An 18375-nucleotide genomic window follows, 5' to 3' on the forward strand; every position below is an offset into this window, starting at 1 on the left:
TCGTCATGAAACTGCAAGCACGTCGTGTGAATGAAAATGCGACACGTTCGCATAAGCGATTGATTTAAATGAGAAATTTGTGGGTATTGGAAGGGCTTGCGGGGCGCCTTTGATAGAATTGCGTACCGCACACCGATATCTCATATTTCATGTCCACGTTTTCCGGCGACGCGCAGAGCGCAGATAAGCACGCAGTTGCGCGCAAGAGCACGCTCGTCAGTATTGTCCTCAATGTCGTTCTTGCGACATTTCAGATCGTCGTCGGCGTGATTGCGCATTCGCAGGCATTGATTGCGGACGGTGTGCATTCGATTTCCGATTTGATCTCGGATTTTGTCGTGCTGGTTGCGAATCGGCATAGCGGCGCATCGCCGGATGCCGACCACAATTACGGCCATAGCCGCTACGAGACGGTCGCGTCGCTGTTTCTCGGGGCGATCCTGATCGCGGTCGGTATCGGCATGCTCTGGCGTGCCGGCGACCGCCTCGTTAATCTCGAAAACATTCCGGCCGTGCATTTTTCCGCGCTGATCGTGGCGCTCACGGTGCTCGTGTCGAAGGAAGCGCTGTTTCGCTACATGCTGCGCGAAGCGCGGCGCGTGCGCTCGGCGATGCTCGTCGCCAACGCATGGCATGCGCGTTCGGACGCGGCGTCGTCGCTCGTCGTCGCGATCGGCATCGTCGGCAGCCTGGCCGGCGTGCGGCTGCTCGACCCGATCGCGGCGGCGATCGTCGGCTTCATGGTCGCGCGCATGGGCTGGACGTTCGGCTATGACGCGCTGCAGGATCTCTCAGACCGCGCGCTCGATACGGCCGACACGGCCGAGATCCGCGCGCTGCTCGTCGCGACGCCCGGCGTGCGCGACGTACACGACCTGCGCACGCGCAAGATGGGCGATGCCGCGCTCGTCGATGCGCACATCCTCGTCGATCCGAAGATCTCCGTCTCCGAAGGGCATTACATCGCCGAGACCGCGCGGGCGCGGGTGCTGTCCGACCCGCGCGTGCTCGATGCGCTGATCCATGTCGACCCGGAGAACGACGCGGCGCGCCGCCCGGCGCTCGCGCTGCCGCCGCGCGGCGAACTGGCGGCGCGGCTCGAGGCCGCGCTCGCGCAGCGTGGGCTCCATGTGGCGGCGATCAACCTGCATTACCTGAGTACGGGGCTCGAGGTCGACGTGACGCTCGACGGCGATCCGCGCGACACCGATGCGGCGCTGGCCGGCCGGCTCGACATCGACACGCTGAAGCGCGAATTCGGCGCGCGCCGGATCGGCTTCACGCGCACGTTGCCCGTGCGGACGTGACCGGCGGCCGGCAGCCGCGAACGCGGCCCCCGCGGGGCAGGGCCGCGCGTTACAGCGGCAGTTGCGTGTCGAACTTGATTTCGCGCAGCACGACGCTCGTGCGCACCTGCGACACGGCCGGGATCTTGAAGATGCGTTCGTGCAGGAACACGTCGTAGGCCTTGATGTCCGGTGCGACGATCTTGAGGATGTAGTCGGCTTCGCCGGTCGTGCTGTAGCACTCGGTGACTTCCGGGCAGGTCGCGATCTCGCGCTCGAACTGCTCGACGCCGCCTTCGTTGTGGCGCGTCAGGTGCACGTGCGCGAGCGCGCAGACGTGCAGGCCGAGCTTCTCGCGATCGAGCAGCGCCGTGTAGCGCTGGATCACGCCCGACTGTTCCATGTCCTTGATGCGGCGCCAGCACGGCGTGCTCGACAGCCCGACCTGGTCGGAAATTTCCTGAACCGAACGGCGCGCGTCGAGCTGCAACAGGCGAAGGATTTTTTGCGAAAAGGAATCGAGCGTCACCTGCGCCTCCATGCGGCAGCTACAACACGCTCAATGTTAGAGGGCCGGAAAAGGAAAGGCAATCTGGCGACGCGTGACTGAGCGGGATTCGCTAATTTGCGCGCGGATCCGTGGGATTTTGTCCCGCCCCCGCGCGGTCCGACCGATCGGTGTCCGACACGGCCAGGCCCGCGAGCGCCGCTTGCTGCCGGCGCAGGTCGGCGAGCATGTTGCAGAACAGCGCGCCTTGCTCGATCGCGTCGTCGAGCGCGACGTGCGTGTGCGGATGGTCGTCGAACCAGTGCTTCGGAAAGCGCGGCTTGATCGCCTTGCGGTACGGCAGGCCCGTCATCGCGAACGCGAGCGTCTTGATGTCGAGCGCCGACCACGAGAACGGGCAGCGCCCCGCGAACCGCATCATGTACCAGAACATGAACGTGAAATCGAAGCCGGCCGGCATCGCGACGAACACCGGCTTGCCGGGCAGCGCCTCGACCCATTCGACGTACGCGACCAGCGCCGCGTCGGGCGCCTGCAGGTCGCGCCGGCACGCGGCCCAGGCTTCCGGCTCGGTCTTCCACCAGGCTTCCTGCACCGGGTGCGCGTGCGCGCCGGGCAGCGTCTCGAGGTTCGCCGAGAACGTCGCGATCAGCTGCTTGTCCTCGGTATAGGCGGCCGACGCGAAGCTCAGCATCGAATGCGGGCCGGGAATCGGGCCGTCGGCCTCGACGTCGGTGCTGACGTAAATTTCCGGGATGGCGGTCTGGTTCATCCGAATACCTTGTCGGACACGAACGGGTTCGTGCGGCGCTCGTCGCCGAACGTCGACACCGGGCCGTGGCCGGGCACGAACGTGACGTCGTCGCCGAGCGGCCATAGCTTGTCCTTGATCGAACGGACGAGATCCTCGTGATTGCCGCGCGGGAAATCGGTGCGGCCGATCGAGCCCGCGAACAGCACGTCGCCGACGATCGCGATGCGATGCGCGCGGCTGAAGAACACGACGTGGCCGGGCGTGTGGCCCGGGCAGTGATAGACCTCGAGCGTCTCGTCGCCGAACCGCACGGTGTCACCGTCGTTCAGCCACCGGTCGGGCTCGAACACGTCGGCGGCCGGAAAGCCGAAGCGCTCGCTCTGCGTGGGCAGATTCTCGATCCAGAAGCGTTCTTCTTCCTGCGGCCCCTCGATCGGCACGCCGTAGCGCGTCGCGAGCGTCTTCGCGCCCGCGCAGTGATCGATGTGCCCATGCGTGAGCAGCACCTTCTCGACCTGCACGTTCTGCCGCGCGACTTCCTGTTCGATCCGGTCGAGATCGCCGCCCGGATCGACGACGGCGGCGCGGCCCGTCTTCTCGCAGACGAGCAGCGAGCAGTTCTGCTGGAACGGCGTGACCGGAATGAGCGTGACTTTCATGGAGGCACCGGCGGCTAAAAGGAGCGATTGTACCGGTCGCGCGCGCGGCCTGCCGGCCGTGCGACGCACGCTTCGCCGCGCGGATCAGGGCATTCCCCGAGCATGCCGATTGTTACAACCATAGCGAGAATCAATGGTCCGCCGGGGGCGCTTTTCGAGACAAGGTTTTGATTTATGTATAATGCGCCCCATTGCGCGTGAATTTCACGCCATTCGCTGGTGTATCGGCCCCGTTAAACGAGGCGTCGGATTCACCGTCAAGCATCGACCGCCGGGGAGTCCGGCGGTGTATCCAGCACCGAGCACTCGGTGCTCACGTCTTGTCCGGCCGGGTGCTGCGCGCCCGCCTGCGGCCCTGCTGCCGCGCCGCCGGATGAGGCCTGTGCCGCCGTTCCTGTGCGTTGCTCGTAGCAACGCGCGCGAACGTGGAGCCATGTTCGATGGCGGCATGTGGGGTCTGGTCAGGCTGTTGGGGACAGGTTGCGCCAGACGTGAAAGCTAATCAGGACGGTTGCGGCCTAGACGAACGCCGCGCCCATGCTAGCCGCCTGCTCGCATTCGAGCGGGGCGTGCACGCATTTGCCGTCCGGGCCGCATATGTCTGCGTTGTGAAGCAGCGTTGTATCGATGCGGCCCGAACCAGAAGGCGACACGTCGATGAATTTACGTTTTCCGAGCCGATTCGGAACCATTGCATTGTTTTTTGCGCTGACGGGCTGTGCGGTGCCATCCAGCCAGACCACCGGCAGCGTGAACCAGAAGAAGGCGGTCGACAAGACGGCCGCTGCCGCGAAGGCGGACGACGACAAGCAGCCGCTCAATTTCGATTCCGCGCTGGCATCGATGCCGGCTGCCGACAGCAAGGACGCGAAGCAGTCGTCGCTGGCGGACGCCGAGCCGATCGACGGCAAGGATGTGTCCGATTTCCGTCAGACCGGCCGCGCATCGTGGTACGGGCGGGATTTCCACGGCCGCCGCACCGCGAACGGCGAACGCTTCAACATGAACGCGCTCACCGCCGCGCACCGTACGCTGCCGCTGTCGTCGTACATCAAGGTGACGAACGCATCGACCGGCAAGTGGGTCGTCGTGAAGGTCAACGATCGCGGGCCGTTCAAGCGTGGCCGCGTGCTCGACCTGTCGTATGCGGCGGCCAAGATGATCGGCCTCGTTCACGCCGGCACCGGCCGCGTGAAGATCGAAGGGCTGTCGCCGCAGGAAGCGCGCGAGGCGCGCGACGAAATGTTCGCGTCGATCTCGGCGAAGTAACGCGGCGCGACAACCCGCCGCAACAACCCGGCGGATCGTCCGCTCATGCGCAAAGGGCTGCCTTCCGGCAGCCCTTTGTCGTTTCCGCGCGGCGGCTGCGCGCGTCAGCCCTCGTTGCCGTCCTTCAGCATGAGCGCACGCGCATACAGCGTGTTGCGCGATGCGCCGGTCAGCGCGGCCGCGAGCTTGGCGGCGCTCTTCACCGGCACTTCTTCCAGCAGCAGCCTGAGCAGCGCGTCGTGCGCGGTGTCGTCGGCTTCGCCGCTTGCCGCCGGCGCGCCTTCGACGATCAGCACGAACTCGCCGCGCTGCCGGTTCGCATCGCCGGCGAGCCAGCTCTGTCCTTCGGCCAGGGTGCCCTGGAACAGCTGCTCGTGTAGTTTGGTGAGCTCGCGCGCGATCAGCAGCCGGCGCGCGGGGCCGAACGCGTCGGCGAGCGCGTCGACGGTTTCGGCGATCCGGTGCGGCGCTTCGTAGAACACCAGCGCATAGGGGTGCGACGCCAGCGCCTGCAGCGCGGTCGCGCGCTGTTTCGCCTTCGGCGGCAGGAAGCCCGCGAACGTGAACGCGCCGGCCCAGTCGCCGGCCACGCTCAGCGCGGTCACGGCCGCGCTCGCGCCCGGCAGCGGAATCACCGTGAAGCCGGCCGCGCGCACGGCGTCGACGAGCCGCGCGCCGGGGTCCGAGATGCCCGGCGTGCCGGCGTCCGACACGTAGGCCACGCGTTCGCCGCCACGCAGCAGTTCGATCACGCGCTGCGCGGCTTCGCGTTCGTTGTGCTCGTGCACGGCCACGAGCGGTTTCGAGATCCCGTAGCGGGCGAGCAGCTGGCCCGTGTTGCGGGTGTCTTCGGCCGCGATGCGGTCGGCGAGGCCGAGCACGTGCAGCGCGCGCAGCGTGATGTCGGCCGTATTGCCGATCGGCGTGGCGACCACGTAGAGCGCGGCGTCCGGGTAGTGCTGCGTATGCGCGAGTTCGAGGAGGGCAGTCATGGCAGGCAATGCACGCAATCGCGGCACGAACGGAACAAGGACGGCATTGTGCCACGCGGCGCCGGCGCGGCCGGAGGGCGCGAGCGGTCGGCCGCGTTCGGGCGACAACTTTTCCGGCGCGGCGCGATCCAAACCGGTCGGCGCGGCGTTCGAGCAGCGCGCGCGGCAGTTTCTCGAGCGTCATGGCCTCGGGTTCGTCGCGGCGAACGTGACGATGCGCGGCGGCGAGCTCGATCTCGTGATGCGCGAGCCCGACGGCATGCTGGTGTTCGTCGAGGTGCGCGCGCGGCGCAGCACCCGGCATGGCGGCGCGGCCGCGAGCGTCGGCTGGCGCAAGCGGCGGCGTCTGGTCGCGGCGGCGCTGCAGTTCTGGTCGCGGCACGGGGCCGGCGCCGCGTGCCGTTTCGACGTCGTCGCGTTCGAGGCCGGACGGCTTGCGTGGCTGCGCGACGCATTTCGTACCGACGATGCGTAGCCGCGAGCTGTGACGAGATGTAAAGAGTTCTTGCCGGACCCCCGGAGAGGGCGCCGGAGTACGGTAAACTCGCCGCACCCACGATGTCGCGCGAGTTGTGCCGCGCGCCCAGTTCACCAGGAATCGATGTCAGTCGAACGTATTCAGCAACAATTCCGCGACAGCGCCGCGCTTCACGCCGAAGCGGCCGATGCGCTGTCGCTGCCGATCGCAGCCGCGGTCGATGCGATGTTCGCCGCACTGGCGAACGGCAACAAGATCGTCGCGTGCGGTGACGGCCCGTCGGCCGCCGCCGCGCAGTATCTCGCCGCGTCGCTCGTCGGCGGTTTCGAGCGCGAGCGTCCGGGCCTGCCCGCGATCGCGCTGGCCACCGACGCATCGCAGGCCGGCCTCGCGGGCGCGGCGGCGGCCGAGCAATTGTTCGCGCAGCAGGTGCGCGTGCTGGGCCAGACGGGCGACATCCTGCTGGTGCTCGATGCGGGCGGCGCGTCGCCGCGAGTGCTGGCGGCGATCGACGAGGCGCACGAGCGCGAGATGACCGTCGTCGCATTGACGGGCGGCAACGACCACACGGTCGCGGCCGCGCTGTCCGATACCGATATTCCGATCAGCGTGCCCGCCGTTCGCGCGGCGCGCATCCACGAAGTCCATCTGCTGACCATCCACTGCCTGTGCGACGGCATCGACGCGATGCTGCTGGGTGAGGATTGAACGAAGGAGAGCCGTCGATGAATCAAAGCCGCGTCAAAGGGACGCTCGTCAGAACTACGTTGCTCGTCGCGCTGACGGGGGGCCTTGCCGTGTCGCTGCAGGGCTGCGTGCTCGGCGTGCTGGGTGCCGCGGCAGGTGGCGGCGCGTTGATCGCGACCGATCGCCGTACGCTCGGCGCTCAGACGGAGGATCGCGAGATCCAGGTCAAGTCGCTCACGCAGATCAACAACGGGCTGCCGGACCAGTCGCACGTGAACGTGACGGTGTTCAACCGCCGCGTGCTGCTGACGGGCGAAGTGCCGAACGATGTGTCGAAGCAGCGTGCCGAGGAAATCGTGCGCGGCATCAACAACGTGAACGGCATCGTCAACGAGCTGTCGGTCGAGCCGGCGTCGTCGCTGTCGTCGCGCGCGAACGACTCGTACCTCGAAGGGCGCGTGAAGTCGGAGCTGATCGCGACGAAGGGGATCTCGGCGAACTACTACAAGGTCGTCAGCGAACGAGGCAATATTTACCTGATGGGCCTCGTGACGGTGGACGAAGGCAATCGCGGCGCGGAGGCCGCGAGCCAGGTGCCGGGCGTCGAGAAGGTCGTGAAGGTGTTCCAGTACGTGAAGCCGCAGGACGCGCAGGCGCTGCAGGACGCGTCGCCCGCGAGTGGCGCATCCGGCGCGCAGGCGGCCGCCGCACCGGCGGACAGCGCGACGGTGGGCGCGGTGCCCGACGCGCCGGTGCAGTCCGCGCCGCTGCAGCCGCCCGCGCCGATCTCGAATTCGTCGAGCGTGCATCCGGGCAATCCGAAGGCGAAGGCGCAATGACGGGCAGGCAGATGACGCAGATGAAACGATGGATGGTGCAGGGCGCCGCGGCCGCGGCGTTCGTGGCCGGTACGCTGGGCGCCGCGCACGCGGACGTCGGCGACGGCCTGAAGGTTGCGCGCAGCAACGCGTGCATGGGCTGCCACGCGGTCGACCGCAAGCTCGTCGGCCCGTCGTTCAAGGATATCGCCGCGCGCTACAAGGCCGATCCGCAAGCCGTCGCGAAGCTGTCGAAGAAGGTGAAGGACGGCGGCTCGGGCGTCTGGGGCGCGATTCCGATGCCCGCGCATCCGCGCATGAGCGACGCCGACGTCCGGTCGGTGGTCGAATGGGTGCTGGCCGGCGCGCCGTCAAAGTAAGTTTTCAGGGGCGATTCAACCCCTATTGCCAAGCGCGGAAATGCGTGTGTATGATGCTTGACTGTTGGGGCGGTAGCTCAGCTGGGAGAGCGTCGCGTTCGCAATGCGAAGGTCGGGAGTTCGATCCTCCTCCGCTCCACCAACGGAATTTGAAAGGCCCGATCGCGAGATCGGGCCTTTTTGTTTTTCCGCGGGACCGTGGCCGGCGCGCTAAGTCGTCAACTCATGGATCACCCTGACCGTCGGCACCGCCAACACGGCGAACCCCACCGTCATGACCGCGAGCACCGCGGTCCTCTTCCGCAGCAGTGCGCAGAGGGCGATCGACAGCCCATAGAACGCGCAGGTCAGAATGATGATCCACCACAGCGCCGCATAGCCCGCGCCCCCTTCGAAATTCGATACGTTCTGCGTGATCCGGGGCGCGAGATACCCGGCGACGGTCGTGCTCGCGGGCAGGCACAGCACTGCATACAGCACGAAGACGATGATCTGTCGCGGTGTCGGATCGGATGACGTCATGAAAAGCGTTCTTGTGCGGAGGGGCGAGGGTACCCGACCGTCCGCCGCGCGGGCCGAGCCAGGTAGCCGGCAGAATGCAGCCGTTTCCCACGTTTGGCAACCGCCCCCCCTCGGCCCACGCGCCGTCCCGCCACCCGCGCCCTAAACCCGCCCCAGACTCGGCCGCTTCGGATCATACGTCCATCCCGGCACCAGATAACGCATTGCCACCGCATCGTCGCGCGCCGTACCACCCACCGCGTTGTACAGCGCATGCGCGGCCTCGACCTGCGCCATGTCGATCTCGATCCCGAGCCCCGGCCGTTCCGGCACGGCCACCTTGCCGCCGACGATCGCGAGCGGTTCGCGCGTGAGCCGCGCGTCGCCTTCCTGCCAGATCCAGTGCGTGTCGATCGCGGTGATCGTGCCGGGCGCGGCCGCCGCCGCATGCGTGAACATCGCGAGCGACACGTCGAAGTGGTTGTTCGAGTGCGAGCCCCACGTGAGCCCCCAGTCGCGGCACAGCTGCGCGAGCCGCACCGAGCCCTGCATCGTCCAGAAATGCGGATCGGCGAGCGGAATGTCGACCGCCTGCAGCCGCACCGCGTGATCCATCTGCCGCCAGTCGGTCGCGATCATGTTCGTCGCGGTCGGAATCCCCGTCGCGCGGCGGAATTCGGCCATCACCTCGCGGCCCGAATAGCCGCCTTCCGGCCCGCACGGATCTTCCGCATACGCAAGCAGGTGGCCCTGCCCGCGGCACAGCGAGACGGCCTCGTCGAGCGACCACGCGCCGTTCGGGTCGAGCGTCGTGCGTGCGTCGGGAAAGCGCGCCTTGATCGCCGCGATCGCTTCCATCTCGTCGGCGCCGGCCATCACGCCGCCCTTCAGCTTGAAATCGGCGAAACCGTAGCGCTCGACCGCGGCTTCGGCCTGCTGCGCGATCGCGGCCGGCGTCAGCGCCGCCTCGTTGCGCAGCCGGAACCAGGCGTCCGATGCGTGCGCCTCGTCGCGATACGGCAGATCGGTGCGGCGCCGATCGCCGAGATAGAACAGGTACGCGAGCATCGGTACCGCGTCGCGCTGCTGGCCTTCGCCGAGCAGTGCCGCGACCGGCACGTCGAGGTGCTGGCCGAGCAGGTCGAGCAGCGCGGCTTCGATCGCGGTGATCACGTTGTCGAGCCGCAGGTTGATCTCGTGCGGCTGCCGCAGCACGGCCGCCTCGCCGGCCGACGTCACTTCGTGGCGGATCGTGCGGCCGGCACCGGCGCCCGCGCCGGACAGCGCCGCGCGCACCGCGTTGAGCGTCGCCTGGTAGCGCCCGATCGACTGCCCGACCACGAGATCCGTCATGCGCTCGAGCGCGTGGCGGATGCCTTCGCCGCCCGGCACTTCGCCGACGCCCGTATGTCCGCTGCTGTCGTCGAGGATCACGAGGTTGCGCGTGAAGTACGGCGCGTGCGCGCCGCACAGGTTGAGCAGCATGCTGTCGCGGCCGGCGACGGGAATCACCTGCATGCGCGTGACGCGCGGGGTGCCGGCACGGCTGGGTTCGGACATCGGTTCGCTCCTGGTTCCGGTGGCGCGCGGGCCGCCGGACGCGCCGGCGCGGCCCGCGCCGTTCATTGAAGCTCGACGCGGCGAATCTCGCCGACGACGAACAGGTAGCAGATCACGGCGACGAGCGCGTGCGCGACGACGTAGACGAGCGCGCCGTTGAACGAGCCGCTGCGGTCGACGATATAGCCGATCGCGATCGGCGTCGTGATGCTGGAAAGATTGCCGCACGTGTTGAGCAGCGCGCCGCTCAGCCCCGCGATCTGGCGCGGCGCGGTGTCGGCGTTGACGGCCCAGCCGAGCGCGCCGAGCCCCTTGCCGAAGAACGACAGCGCCATGAACAGCACGACGAGCACGTGCGAATCGGTGTAGTTGCAGACGATCATCGACATCGACAGCAGCATGCCGATCACGATCGGCACCTTGCGCGCGACTGACAGCGACCGGCCCTGCTTGAGCAGCGCATCGGACACGATGCCGCCGAGAATCCCGCCGAGGAACCCGCACACGGCCGGGATCGACGCGACGAGCCCCGCGTTGAGGATCGACATCCCGCGCGCCTGTACGAGATAGACGGGAAACCACGTGATGAAGAAGTAGGTGAGCGCGTTGATGCAGTACTGCGCGACGTACACGCCGACCAGCATCCGGTTTCTCAGCAGCGCCTTCACGTGACGCATCGACGGGCCGCCGTCGCGTCCGCCCGTCGTCTGGTCGATGTTGACGAGCGCGCCGCCTTCGGCGAGGTAGTCGAGTTCCGCGCGATTGATGGCCGGATGGTCCTTCGGGTCGTACATCGTGCGGTTCCACACCAGCACGAACGTGAAGCCGAGGACGCCCATCACCGCGAATACCGACTGCCAGCCGAACGCGTGCACGAGCCAGCCCATCAGCGGCGCGAACACGACGGTCGCCGCGTACTGCGCGGCGTTGAAGATCGCCGATGCGGTGCCGCGTTCGGCGGCCGGGAACCACGCGGACACGATCCGGCTGTTGGCCGGGAACGACGGCGCCTCGGCCGCGCCGACCAGGAAGCGCAGCCCGAACAGCAGCGCGAACGCGGCCGCGCCGCCGAAGAAGCCGATTCCGCCCTGCAGCAGCGTGAACAGCGACCAGAAGAAGATGCTGAATGCATAGACGACGCGCGATCCATAGCGGTCGAGCAGCCAGCCGCCCGGCAGTTGCGCGATCACGTACGACCAGCCGAACGCGGAAAAGATGAAGCCCATCTGCACGTGCGTCAGGTGCATCGAGCGGGCCAGCGCCGGGCCGGCGATCGCGATCGCCGCGCGATCCGCGTAGTTGATCGTCGTGACCGCGAACAGGACGGCCAGCACCAGCCAGCGCACGCGGGTGCGCCGGGCCGTTGCCGACGCGGACGCCGGCAGCGCGTGAAGCGGATTCATGACTTGTCTCCTCCGAAGGGCGGAAGGCGCCGTCGTGCGGCAGGCGCGTCGGGTGCGCGCGTAATGTATGGATGCCGCCGGCGGAGGCCGGGCACCGGACGCCGAGGCGGGCAGGGCGTCGGGGCCATTCTGTCATGTCGATATTTGCGCTTTCATGCCAATTGCTGACTTGATCGATTCAGCATTTGAATCGATCGGCGCGGTCACGTGCGCGCGTCGTCCGTGCCGCTGTCGTGAGGGTGCGTCGCCGCGCCGCGCACGCAGCTTGCCGACGATGCCGGCGTGCGGTTCGAGCCTGCCGCCGCGTCGTGGGCGTTCAAAAGGCATATGTCGCTCGACGACGCGCTGGCCTGCGCACGCGCCATTGTGGTGCCATCGCGGCCGCCCTCGCAGGATGGAATTCGACGGCGACGATTTTTTTACCCGGATAATATTGACATTCAATTAATACCCGGATAAAAATAGCGTCATTCCGATTCCAGCCCGCAGGCGACCACGATGACCTCTTCCACGCTTCTTCCTTCGTACACGGCCTTCGATGGCCACCGGCGGCTCGCATCGGGCCCGCTCGCGGCGGTCGCGCTTGCGGTCCGGCAGGCAGCCGGCGATGCGACGTCCGGCACGATCCTGATCTTCGACGATGCAACGGGCCGTTCCATCGACCTCGACCTGCGCGGCACGGCGGACGACATCCGCGCGCGCTATGCGGCGCTGTCTGGCGACACATCCGGCGGCGCCGGCGAGCCGGCAGGCGCGGGCCCAGGCCCAGGCGCTGCCGAACAGCGCGGCCGCGGCCGGCCGAAGCTCGGCGTCGTGTCGCGCGAGGTCACGCTGCTGCCGCGTCACTGGGAATGGCTCGGCGCGCAGCCGGGCGGCGCGTCGGTCGCGCTGCGCAAGCTCGTCGAGGACGCGCGGCGCACGCACGCGGCGGCCGACCGGCACCGCGACGCGCAGGCGCGCGCGTACCACTTCATGTCGGCGATGGCGGGCGACCTGCCCGGTTTCGAGGAAGCCGCGCGGGCGCTGTATGCGAACGATCCGGCACGGCTGGCCGAGCTGATCGCCGGCTGGCCGGACGACGTGCGCGACCATGCGCTCGCGCTGGCGCGCGGCGATCTGCCGCCCGCCGCCGAAGACTGCTGACGGAGCGCCGACGCGATGACCGTATTCGACCTGAACCGTGGCGCGATCGCGCCGGTCGCCGACGAAGTCGACATCGTCGACCTGCGCGTGACGGGCGCGATTCCGCGCGAACTCGACGGCACGTTGCTGCGCAACGGCCCGAATCCGCCGGGCGGCCGCTTCGAAGGCAACGACATGCTGTCGTGGTGGCCGGAAGCCGCGATGCTGCATGCGATCGCGTTCGACGGCGGCCGCGCGGCCGGCTACCGGAACCGCTGGGCGCGCACGCAGCGCTGGGCCGCGGTCCACGCACCGGGGCAAGTGCCGCATCTGCCCGATACCAATCCGAACGTGAACGTGCTGCAGCATGCGGGCGAATTGCTCGCGCTGGCCGAGGGCGGCGCGCCGCTCGCGACCACCGCCGCGCTCGATTCGTTCGGCATGCCGGCGCGGCACGCGGGCTTCGACGGCGGAATGACCGCGCATCCGAAGGTCGATCCGGCCACCGGCGAGCTGATCCTGTTCCGCGCGGACTGGCGCGCGCCGTGGCTGCGCTACGGCGTGATCGACGCGATGGGTGTGAAGCGTGTCGACGTCGAGATCGACGTCGGCGCGCCGTCGATGATGCACGACCTCGCGATCACCGAAACCCGCAGCCTGCTGCTCGACCTGAACGTCGGCTACGACTTCTCGCTGCTGAAGCTGGGCCACCGGATGCCGCTGCGCTGGCACGACGACCGGCCCGCGCGCATCGGCGTGCTGCCGCGCCACGGTGGCGACGTGCGCTGGTTCGGCGTCGAGCCGTGCTTCATCCAGCACGTCGTGAACGCGTACGACTGCGACGCGTCGTGCATCGTGCTCGATGCGGTGCGCTATCCGTCGTTCCTGCGGCTCGACCCGCGCACGGGCCGCTTCGCGGACAACCCGGTCGGCGAGCTGTGGCGCTACGTGATCGACACCGCGAACGGGCTGATCGACGAAGGGCCGCTCGCCGACGGCGGCATCGAGCTGCCGCGCATCAACGAAAGCCGGACCGGGCGCCGCTACCGCTATCTGTATGCGGCCGAGCAGCCGACCAACGTGGAAATGCGCGGCGTGATGCGCTTCGACCACGCGCGCGGCACGACGACGCACTACGCGGTGCCGGCCGGCGACCAGAACGGCGAGCCGGTGTTCGTGCCGCGCCCGGGCGGCGCGGACGAGGACGACGGCTGGCTGCTGGTGATGGTCTACCGCGCGGCGACGGACACGAGCGACGTCGTGATCCTCGATGCGCGCGCGATCGATGCGGGGCCGGTTGGGACGGTGCATCTGCCGCGGCGCGTGCCGGCCGGGTTCCACGGCGCGTGGGTGCCGCGCGAACGTTGAACGTGCGCGGCGGCGGCGCGCGTCACCGCGCGCGCAGCGCGTCGACGATCTTCAGCCGCGCGGCGCGCATCGCCGGCAGAAACCCGCCGACGAGCCCCATCGCGAGCGAGAACAGGAGCGTCTTCACGACGATCGCGGGCGTCAGCACGAAGCGGAACGACAGGTCCGAGAAGGTCTGGAAATTGGTCGTCGAGAACGACGCGAATTGCATCAGCGACGCGCACGCGAGCCCCGCGACGCCGCCGACGAAGCCGAGCAGCAGCGCCTCCAGCAGGAACGCGGCGAGCACGCTGGTGCGCTTGAAGCCGAGCGCGCGCAGCGTGCCGATCTCGGCCACGCGGTTCGCGACCGACGCGTACATCGTGATCATCGCGCCGATCATCGCGGCGATCGAGAAGATCGTCGACAGCGTGATGCCGAGGATGTTGATGAAGGTCGACAGCGCCTTCGACTGGTCGCCGTAGAAGGTTTGCTCGCGTTTCGCCTTGTCGGTCAGCCGCGGGTCGACGTCGATGTCGGCCTTGAAGCGCGCGAAGCCGTCCGCGCTCGGGATGCGCAGCACCATCGACGAATAGCTGGTGCGCCGGAACGACTGCATCAGCTGGTCGACGTCGCCCCAGATCTCCGAATCGAAGCCGCTGCCGCCCGCGTCGAAGATGCCGACGATGGTCCAGTCGCGCTGCGCGAAATGCAGGCTGTCGCCGAGCTGCGTGCCGCTGAAGCCTTTCGCGATCGCGCTGCCGACGACGATTTCCGACGAGCCCGGTGCGAACGGGCGGCCGGCCACGAGCTTCACATGCGGGCGCAGCGCGAGGCCGGCCGGCGATACGCCGCGGATCACGACGTTCGACGGCTTGCCGGTCGACGTCTTCACGAGCGAGATCAGCACGACGGCTTCCTTCGACACGAGCGGCCGTCCGTCGGGGCCGAGCGCGACGGCCGGGTGCATCTCGAGCGCGTTGGCCTGCTGATGGTCGATCGAACTCTGGATCTCGGTCTCGGCGCCCTTGCGGATTACCACCGCGTTGTCGGGTTCGCCGGTCGACACGAGCGTTTTCGTGAGGCCGGCGTCGAGCATCTGCACCGTCGCGAACACGAAGATCACGAGCGCCATCCCGCCGGCGGTGAGCGCGGTGGTGAGGCGCCGGGTCCACAGGTTGCGCGCGATGTAGGTGAGCGGAATCGCCATGCGAGCCACTATCCGATCGCCCGCAGGCCTTCGACGACGCGCACGCGCGCCGCCTGCCATGCCGGCACGATTGCCGCCGCGAGGCCGACCGCGACCGAACACGCGGCCTGCAGCACGACCGTCTCGGTCGACACCTTGAACACCGGGAAGATGCCGCCGGCCGCCTGCTTGAACAGGCTTGCGGCGGGCGGCGTCGCGAGAATCCCGAGCCCGCCGCCGGCCACCGCGATCACGACCGATTCGCCGAACACGATCAGCGCGAGGAACCCGGGGCCGAAGCCGAGCGCCTTCAGCGTCGCGTATTCGGCCGTGCGTTCGCGGGCGCTCATCGCCATCGCATTGGCCATCACGGCCATGATGATCAGGATCACCACGTACGACACGAGGCGGATCGCCGCGATGATCTGGTTCGACATCGCGACGAAGCCGAGCTGGAACGCCTGCTCGGTCTCGGTCAGCGTTTCGGCGAGCGAGTTCCTGAACACCGCGTCGACGCTGCGCGCGATCGACGCGCCGTCGTCGGGGTTCGCGACGCCGAGCACGAACACGCCGACCTGGTCGGCCTGCTTCGGCGTGCGCTTGCGCACCGTCTCGTTCAGGTAATCCCAGTGGAACACCAGCTGGCGCGTGATCGTCGAATCGTCGCGGCCGTCGAGAATCCCGCGCACGACGAAATCCCACGTGCCCGGATAGATGGTGCCCTTCAGCGGGATCACGTCGCCGACCTTGAAGCCGAACTGCGTCGCGAGCTGGCGGCCGACGAGGCAGCCGCGGCGGTCGCGGTCGTAGTCGGCGCGCTGCTGCGCCGGCAGGATGAATTCGGGATACAGGTCGAGATAGTTGTCCGATACCGCGAAGCTCGCGAAGAAGTTTTTCGGGTCGCGGTAGATGCCGCCGAACCAGTTCGAGCGGACCACGGCCGTCACGCCGTCCACGCCGCGGATCCGGTTCTCGTAGCTGACCGGCAGCGGAAACACCAGCGAGATCGCGTTGCGCGTGACGAGCCGGCCGCTGGACGCGGCCGCCGCGCCCGCGTACCACGCGTCGACGACGGTGTGCAGCAGCCCGAACGCGAGCACGGCGATCGTGAGCCCGAGCACGGTCAGCAGCGTGCGCAGCCGGTGCCGCAGCGCGTTGCGCGCGATCAGCTTCAGCACATACATGGCGCGCGCTCGCGTCGGTCAGGCCGCGTGCCCATCGATCAGCTCCCCTTTTTCCAGATGGACGAGCGAGCGCGCGGCGCCGGCCGCGTGCGCGTCGTGCGTCACCATGATGATCGTCTTGCCGAGTTCGGCGTTCATCCGCTGCAGCATCGCGAGCACGTCGGTGGCCGATGCGCGGTCGAGGTCGCCGGTCGGCTCGTCGGCGACGATCAGCACCGGATCGGTGATCAATGCGCGCGCGATCGCGACGCGCTGCTGCTGGCCGCCCGACAGCTCCGACGGGTAATGGCTCGTCCGGTCGCCGAGATTCACCATGTCGAGCACGAGTTCGACGCGTTCGCGCCGCTCGCGGCGCGACAGGTGCGTGAGCATCAGCGGCAGCTCGACGTTCTCGAACGCGGTGAGCACCGGCATCAGGTTGTAGAACTGGAAGATGAAGCCGACGTTCGCCGCGCGCCATTCGGCCAGTTGCGCCTCGGCGAGTTGCGAGATGTCGAGGCCGCCGACGCGCAGCTCGCCGCTGTCGGGCCGGTCGATGCCGGCCACGAGGTTCAGCAGCGTGCTCTTGCCGGAGCCCGACGGCCCCATCAGCGCGACGAAGTCGCCCTCGCCGATGTCGAGCGTGATGTCGGTCAGCACGGGCACGATCTGGTTGCCGCGCCGGTACGACTTCGCGACGTGGTTGAGCTCGACGAGGGGCGGCCGGGCGTCGTTCACGCGCGCTACTTCTTCGCGACGGTCACTTTCGCGCCGTCCTTCAGCTTCGCGCCCGGCGCGAGCACGACCGTGTCGCCGGGCGTCACGCCGCGCACCGCGACGAGCTCGCCGATCCGCACGCCCTTCGTCACGGCCACCGCATGCACGGCGTCGTCCTTCACGACGAACACGACCGGCCGGCCGTCGCGCTCCACGACCGCGCTGGCCTGCACGGCGGTCACCGGCTGCCGGTCCTGCGGCGACGCCGGCTTCGACTGGAACGCGATCTTCGCGCTCATGTCGGGCAGCACGCGCTCGTCGCGGTCGACGAAGCGCACCTTCACGAGCACGGTGGCCTTCGAGCGGTCGACCGTCGGCACGATGCGCGACACGCGGCCGGCGAAGCGCATGTCGGGCAGCGCGTCGAGCTGGATCTCGCACGGCTGCTCGGCGCGGATCTTCGCGATGTTCGATTCGGCGACGTCGGCCTCGACCTCGAGCGTCTCCATGTCGGCGATCGTCACGACCGCGCCCTTGCTGTCCGACGCGGACGAGAACGGCGTGATGTTGTCGCCGACGTTCGCATGCTTGGCGAGCACGACGCCGTCGAACGGCGCGCGGATCACCGTCTGGTCGACCGCCACCTGCGCGGCCTGCGCGTTCGCTTGCGCCGACGCGATCGCGGCCCGGTCGCTGTCGAGCGTCGCGCGCGCCTTGTTCACGCGTGCCGTGTCGGTGTCGAGCTGCGCGGCGGGCACCGCGCCCTTCGGCGCGAGTGCGGCGGTGCGGCGCAGCGCGATCTCGGCGTCCTTCAGCTCGGCCTGCGCGACGCCGAGGTTCGCGCGGGAGACCTGCACCTGCGCGCGCGCCTGGGCGAGCGACGCGCGCACGTCGCTGCTTTCGAGCCGCGCGATGATCTCGTCCTGCTTCACGCGCGTGCCTTCGAGCACGCCGAGCCACTCGACGCGCCCCTGGCCCTTCGAGGCCACCGCGGCCTTGCGCTGCGGCACGACGTAGCCGGTCGCATTGAGCTGCGTGTCGTTCTGGTACGGGTAGGCGGACGTGACGGACGTGGTGTCGACGGTCGGCCGGCCGGTGAGCGCGAGGCCGGCGGCGATCGCGGCGGCGACGAGCGCGGCGGCGACCGCGTAGCGCACCCAGCGGCGCCGGCGCGGCACCGGGGCGATCGGACGCCGGTCGATTTTCAGTTTGTCCAGATTGTGATCGGGCAATTTGAGCGCCTCGAGACGGCGGCGGTCGTGCGACCGGCCGCGATCCGGTTTCCGGGATGGACGCCAGTATAAGCGTCGCCCCGGCGCCGCGCGAGCCGGTTTGCGGCGCCGCGCGGCGGCGGCCCGTCCGGCCTGCCGGCGCCGGCTGACGCGCCCGCCCCCGGGGAAACCCGAGGATGCAAGCAACGTGTCAACTTGCCGCGAAGGCGGTGCGTTATGGAACCAGTGCGTCAGGTTTTGTCGCGACGGAACGGCGAAAGCCGGCCTCGCGGCCTGGGGCTCCGATGCGAATGCCTCGCATCTTTACTTA

Annotated in this window: 21 protein-coding genes and 1 tRNA gene; 9 read left to right on the top strand and 13 right to left on the bottom strand. The window is 68.6% G+C overall.

Annotation, left to right across the window (positions count from 1 at the left end):
• Nucleotides 1–149 precede the first annotated feature (149 nt).
• The gene (locus tag CFB89_RS00980) at nt 150–1307 is read left to right on the top strand and encodes a cation diffusion facilitator family transporter (RefSeq protein ID WP_089466402.1); all 1158 of its coding nucleotides are present in this window, start codon (nt 150–152) and stop codon (nt 1305–1307) included.
• Nucleotides 1308–1356: 49 nt separating this feature from the next.
• Here CFB89_RS00980 and CFB89_RS00985 read toward each other — a convergent pair whose 3' ends face one another.
• The 4 genes from CFB89_RS00985 to CFB89_RS34730 form a co-directional block, all read right to left on the bottom strand.
• Nucleotides 1357–1827, bottom strand: coding sequence for an Lrp/AsnC family transcriptional regulator (locus CFB89_RS00985; protein WP_006477376.1), 471 nt, complete (start codon nt 1825–1827; stop codon nt 1357–1359).
• 79 nt (nt 1828–1906) lie between these two features.
• Nucleotides 1907–2566: an exonuclease gene (locus CFB89_RS00990; RefSeq protein ID WP_089466403.1), complete on the bottom strand. Its 660-nt coding sequence runs from the start codon at nt 2564–2566 to the stop codon at nt 1907–1909.
• The gene (locus CFB89_RS00995) at nt 2563–3207 is read right to left on the bottom strand and encodes an MBL fold metallo-hydrolase (RefSeq protein ID WP_089466404.1); all 645 of its coding nucleotides are present in this window, start codon (nt 3205–3207) and stop codon (nt 2563–2565) included. The genes CFB89_RS00990 and CFB89_RS00995 overlap by 4 nt, the downstream gene beginning before the upstream one ends.
• 518 nt (nt 3208–3725) lie before the next feature.
• Nucleotides 3726–3983, bottom strand: coding sequence for a hypothetical protein (locus CFB89_RS34730; RefSeq protein ID WP_179233352.1), 258 nt, complete (start codon nt 3981–3983; stop codon nt 3726–3728).
• On the opposite strand from CFB89_RS34730, the gene CFB89_RS01000 reads away from it, so the two are divergent.
• Complete coding sequence (locus CFB89_RS01000; RefSeq protein WP_089466405.1) at nt 3865–4476, top strand: septal ring lytic transglycosylase RlpA family protein; 612 nt, start codon at nt 3865–3867, stop codon at nt 4474–4476. The two genes, CFB89_RS34730 and CFB89_RS01000, sit on opposite strands and share 119 nt — an antisense overlap.
• A gap of 104 nt (nt 4477–4580) precedes the next feature.
• Here CFB89_RS01000 and rsmI read toward each other — a convergent pair whose 3' ends face one another.
• Nucleotides 4581–5468: a 16S rRNA (cytidine(1402)-2'-O)-methyltransferase gene (gene rsmI / locus CFB89_RS01005; RefSeq protein WP_089466406.1), complete on the bottom strand. Its 888-nt coding sequence runs from the start codon at nt 5466–5468 to the stop codon at nt 4581–4583.
• Between the two features lie 46 nt (nt 5469–5514).
• Between rsmI and CFB89_RS01010 the strand changes: the two genes are divergently transcribed.
• From CFB89_RS01010 to CFB89_RS01030, 5 genes are all read left to right on the top strand, one after another.
• Entirely contained in the window at nt 5515–5943 is a 429-nt protein-coding gene (locus CFB89_RS01010; RefSeq protein ID WP_179233358.1) for a YraN family protein, read from the top strand.
• Between the two features lie 126 nt (nt 5944–6069).
• Entirely contained in the window at nt 6070–6654 is a 585-nt protein-coding gene (locus CFB89_RS01015) for an SIS domain-containing protein (protein WP_089466408.1), read from the top strand.
• A gap of 17 nt (nt 6655–6671) precedes the next feature.
• Nucleotides 6672–7472: a BON domain-containing protein gene (locus tag CFB89_RS01020; protein ID WP_089466450.1), complete on the top strand. Its 801-nt coding sequence runs from the start codon at nt 6672–6674 to the stop codon at nt 7470–7472.
• The gene (locus tag CFB89_RS01025; protein WP_089466409.1) at nt 7469–7831 is read left to right on the top strand and encodes a c-type cytochrome; all 363 of its coding nucleotides are present in this window, start codon (nt 7469–7471) and stop codon (nt 7829–7831) included. The genes CFB89_RS01020 and CFB89_RS01025 overlap by 4 nt, the downstream gene beginning before the upstream one ends.
• A gap of 66 nt (nt 7832–7897) precedes the next feature.
• Nucleotides 7898–7973: transfer RNA gene (locus CFB89_RS01030), tRNA-Ala, on the top strand.
• Between the two features lie 68 nt (nt 7974–8041).
• Here CFB89_RS01030 and CFB89_RS01035 read toward each other — a convergent pair.
• From CFB89_RS01035 to CFB89_RS33920, 4 genes are all read right to left on the bottom strand, one after another.
• The gene (locus CFB89_RS01035) at nt 8042–8353 is read right to left on the bottom strand and encodes a hypothetical protein (protein ID WP_089466410.1); all 312 of its coding nucleotides are present in this window, start codon (nt 8351–8353) and stop codon (nt 8042–8044) included.
• Nucleotides 8354–8494: 141 nt separating this feature from the next.
• Nucleotides 8495–9892: an enolase C-terminal domain-like protein gene (locus CFB89_RS01040; protein ID WP_089466451.1), complete on the bottom strand. Its 1398-nt coding sequence runs from the start codon at nt 9890–9892 to the stop codon at nt 8495–8497.
• A gap of 62 nt (nt 9893–9954) precedes the next feature.
• Nucleotides 9955–11295 carry an MFS transporter gene (locus CFB89_RS01045; protein WP_089466411.1) on the bottom strand — a complete coding sequence of 447 codons (1341 nt, stop codon included), beginning with the start codon at nt 11293–11295 and terminating at the stop codon, nt 9955–9957.
• A 132-nt stretch (nt 11296–11427) separates the two neighbouring features.
• Nucleotides 11428–11739 carry a hypothetical protein gene (locus CFB89_RS33920; RefSeq protein ID WP_144030051.1) on the bottom strand — a complete coding sequence of 104 codons (312 nt, stop codon included), beginning with the start codon at nt 11737–11739 and terminating at the stop codon, nt 11428–11430.
• A gap of 54 nt (nt 11740–11793) precedes the next feature.
• Between CFB89_RS33920 and CFB89_RS01050 the strand changes: the two genes are divergently transcribed.
• Nucleotides 11794–12438: a DUF2239 family protein gene (locus CFB89_RS01050; RefSeq protein WP_089466412.1), complete on the top strand. Its 645-nt coding sequence runs from the start codon at nt 11794–11796 to the stop codon at nt 12436–12438.
• 15 nt (nt 12439–12453) lie between these two features.
• A complete protein-coding gene (locus CFB89_RS01055; RefSeq protein WP_089466413.1) occupies nt 12454–13785 on the top strand; it encodes a carotenoid oxygenase family protein in 1332 nt (443 codons plus the stop codon).
• Between the two features lie 22 nt (nt 13786–13807).
• On the opposite strand, the gene CFB89_RS01060 is transcribed toward CFB89_RS01055, so the two are convergent.
• The 4 genes from CFB89_RS01060 to CFB89_RS01075 are packed head-to-tail and all read right to left on the bottom strand — an operon-like array spanning nt 13808 to nt 18065.
• Complete coding sequence (locus tag CFB89_RS01060) at nt 13808–14974, bottom strand: ABC transporter permease (RefSeq protein WP_089466414.1); 1167 nt, start codon at nt 14972–14974, stop codon at nt 13808–13810.
• Between the two features lie 8 nt (nt 14975–14982).
• Nucleotides 14983–16137: an ABC transporter permease gene (locus CFB89_RS01065; protein ID WP_089466415.1), complete on the bottom strand. Its 1155-nt coding sequence runs from the start codon at nt 16135–16137 to the stop codon at nt 14983–14985.
• Between the two features lie 18 nt (nt 16138–16155).
• Nucleotides 16156–16854: an ABC transporter ATP-binding protein gene (locus CFB89_RS01070; RefSeq protein WP_089466416.1), complete on the bottom strand. Its 699-nt coding sequence runs from the start codon at nt 16852–16854 to the stop codon at nt 16156–16158.
• Nucleotides 16855–16859: 5 nt separating this feature from the next.
• Nucleotides 16860–18065: an efflux RND transporter periplasmic adaptor subunit gene (locus CFB89_RS01075; RefSeq protein ID WP_089466417.1), complete on the bottom strand. Its 1206-nt coding sequence runs from the start codon at nt 18063–18065 to the stop codon at nt 16860–16862.
• Nucleotides 18066–18375: the final 310 nt, after the last annotated feature.

The organism is Burkholderia sp. AU16741 (assembly GCF_002223345.1).
GTDB classification, from domain to species: Bacteria; Pseudomonadota; Gammaproteobacteria; order Burkholderiales; family Burkholderiaceae; genus Burkholderia; species Burkholderia sola.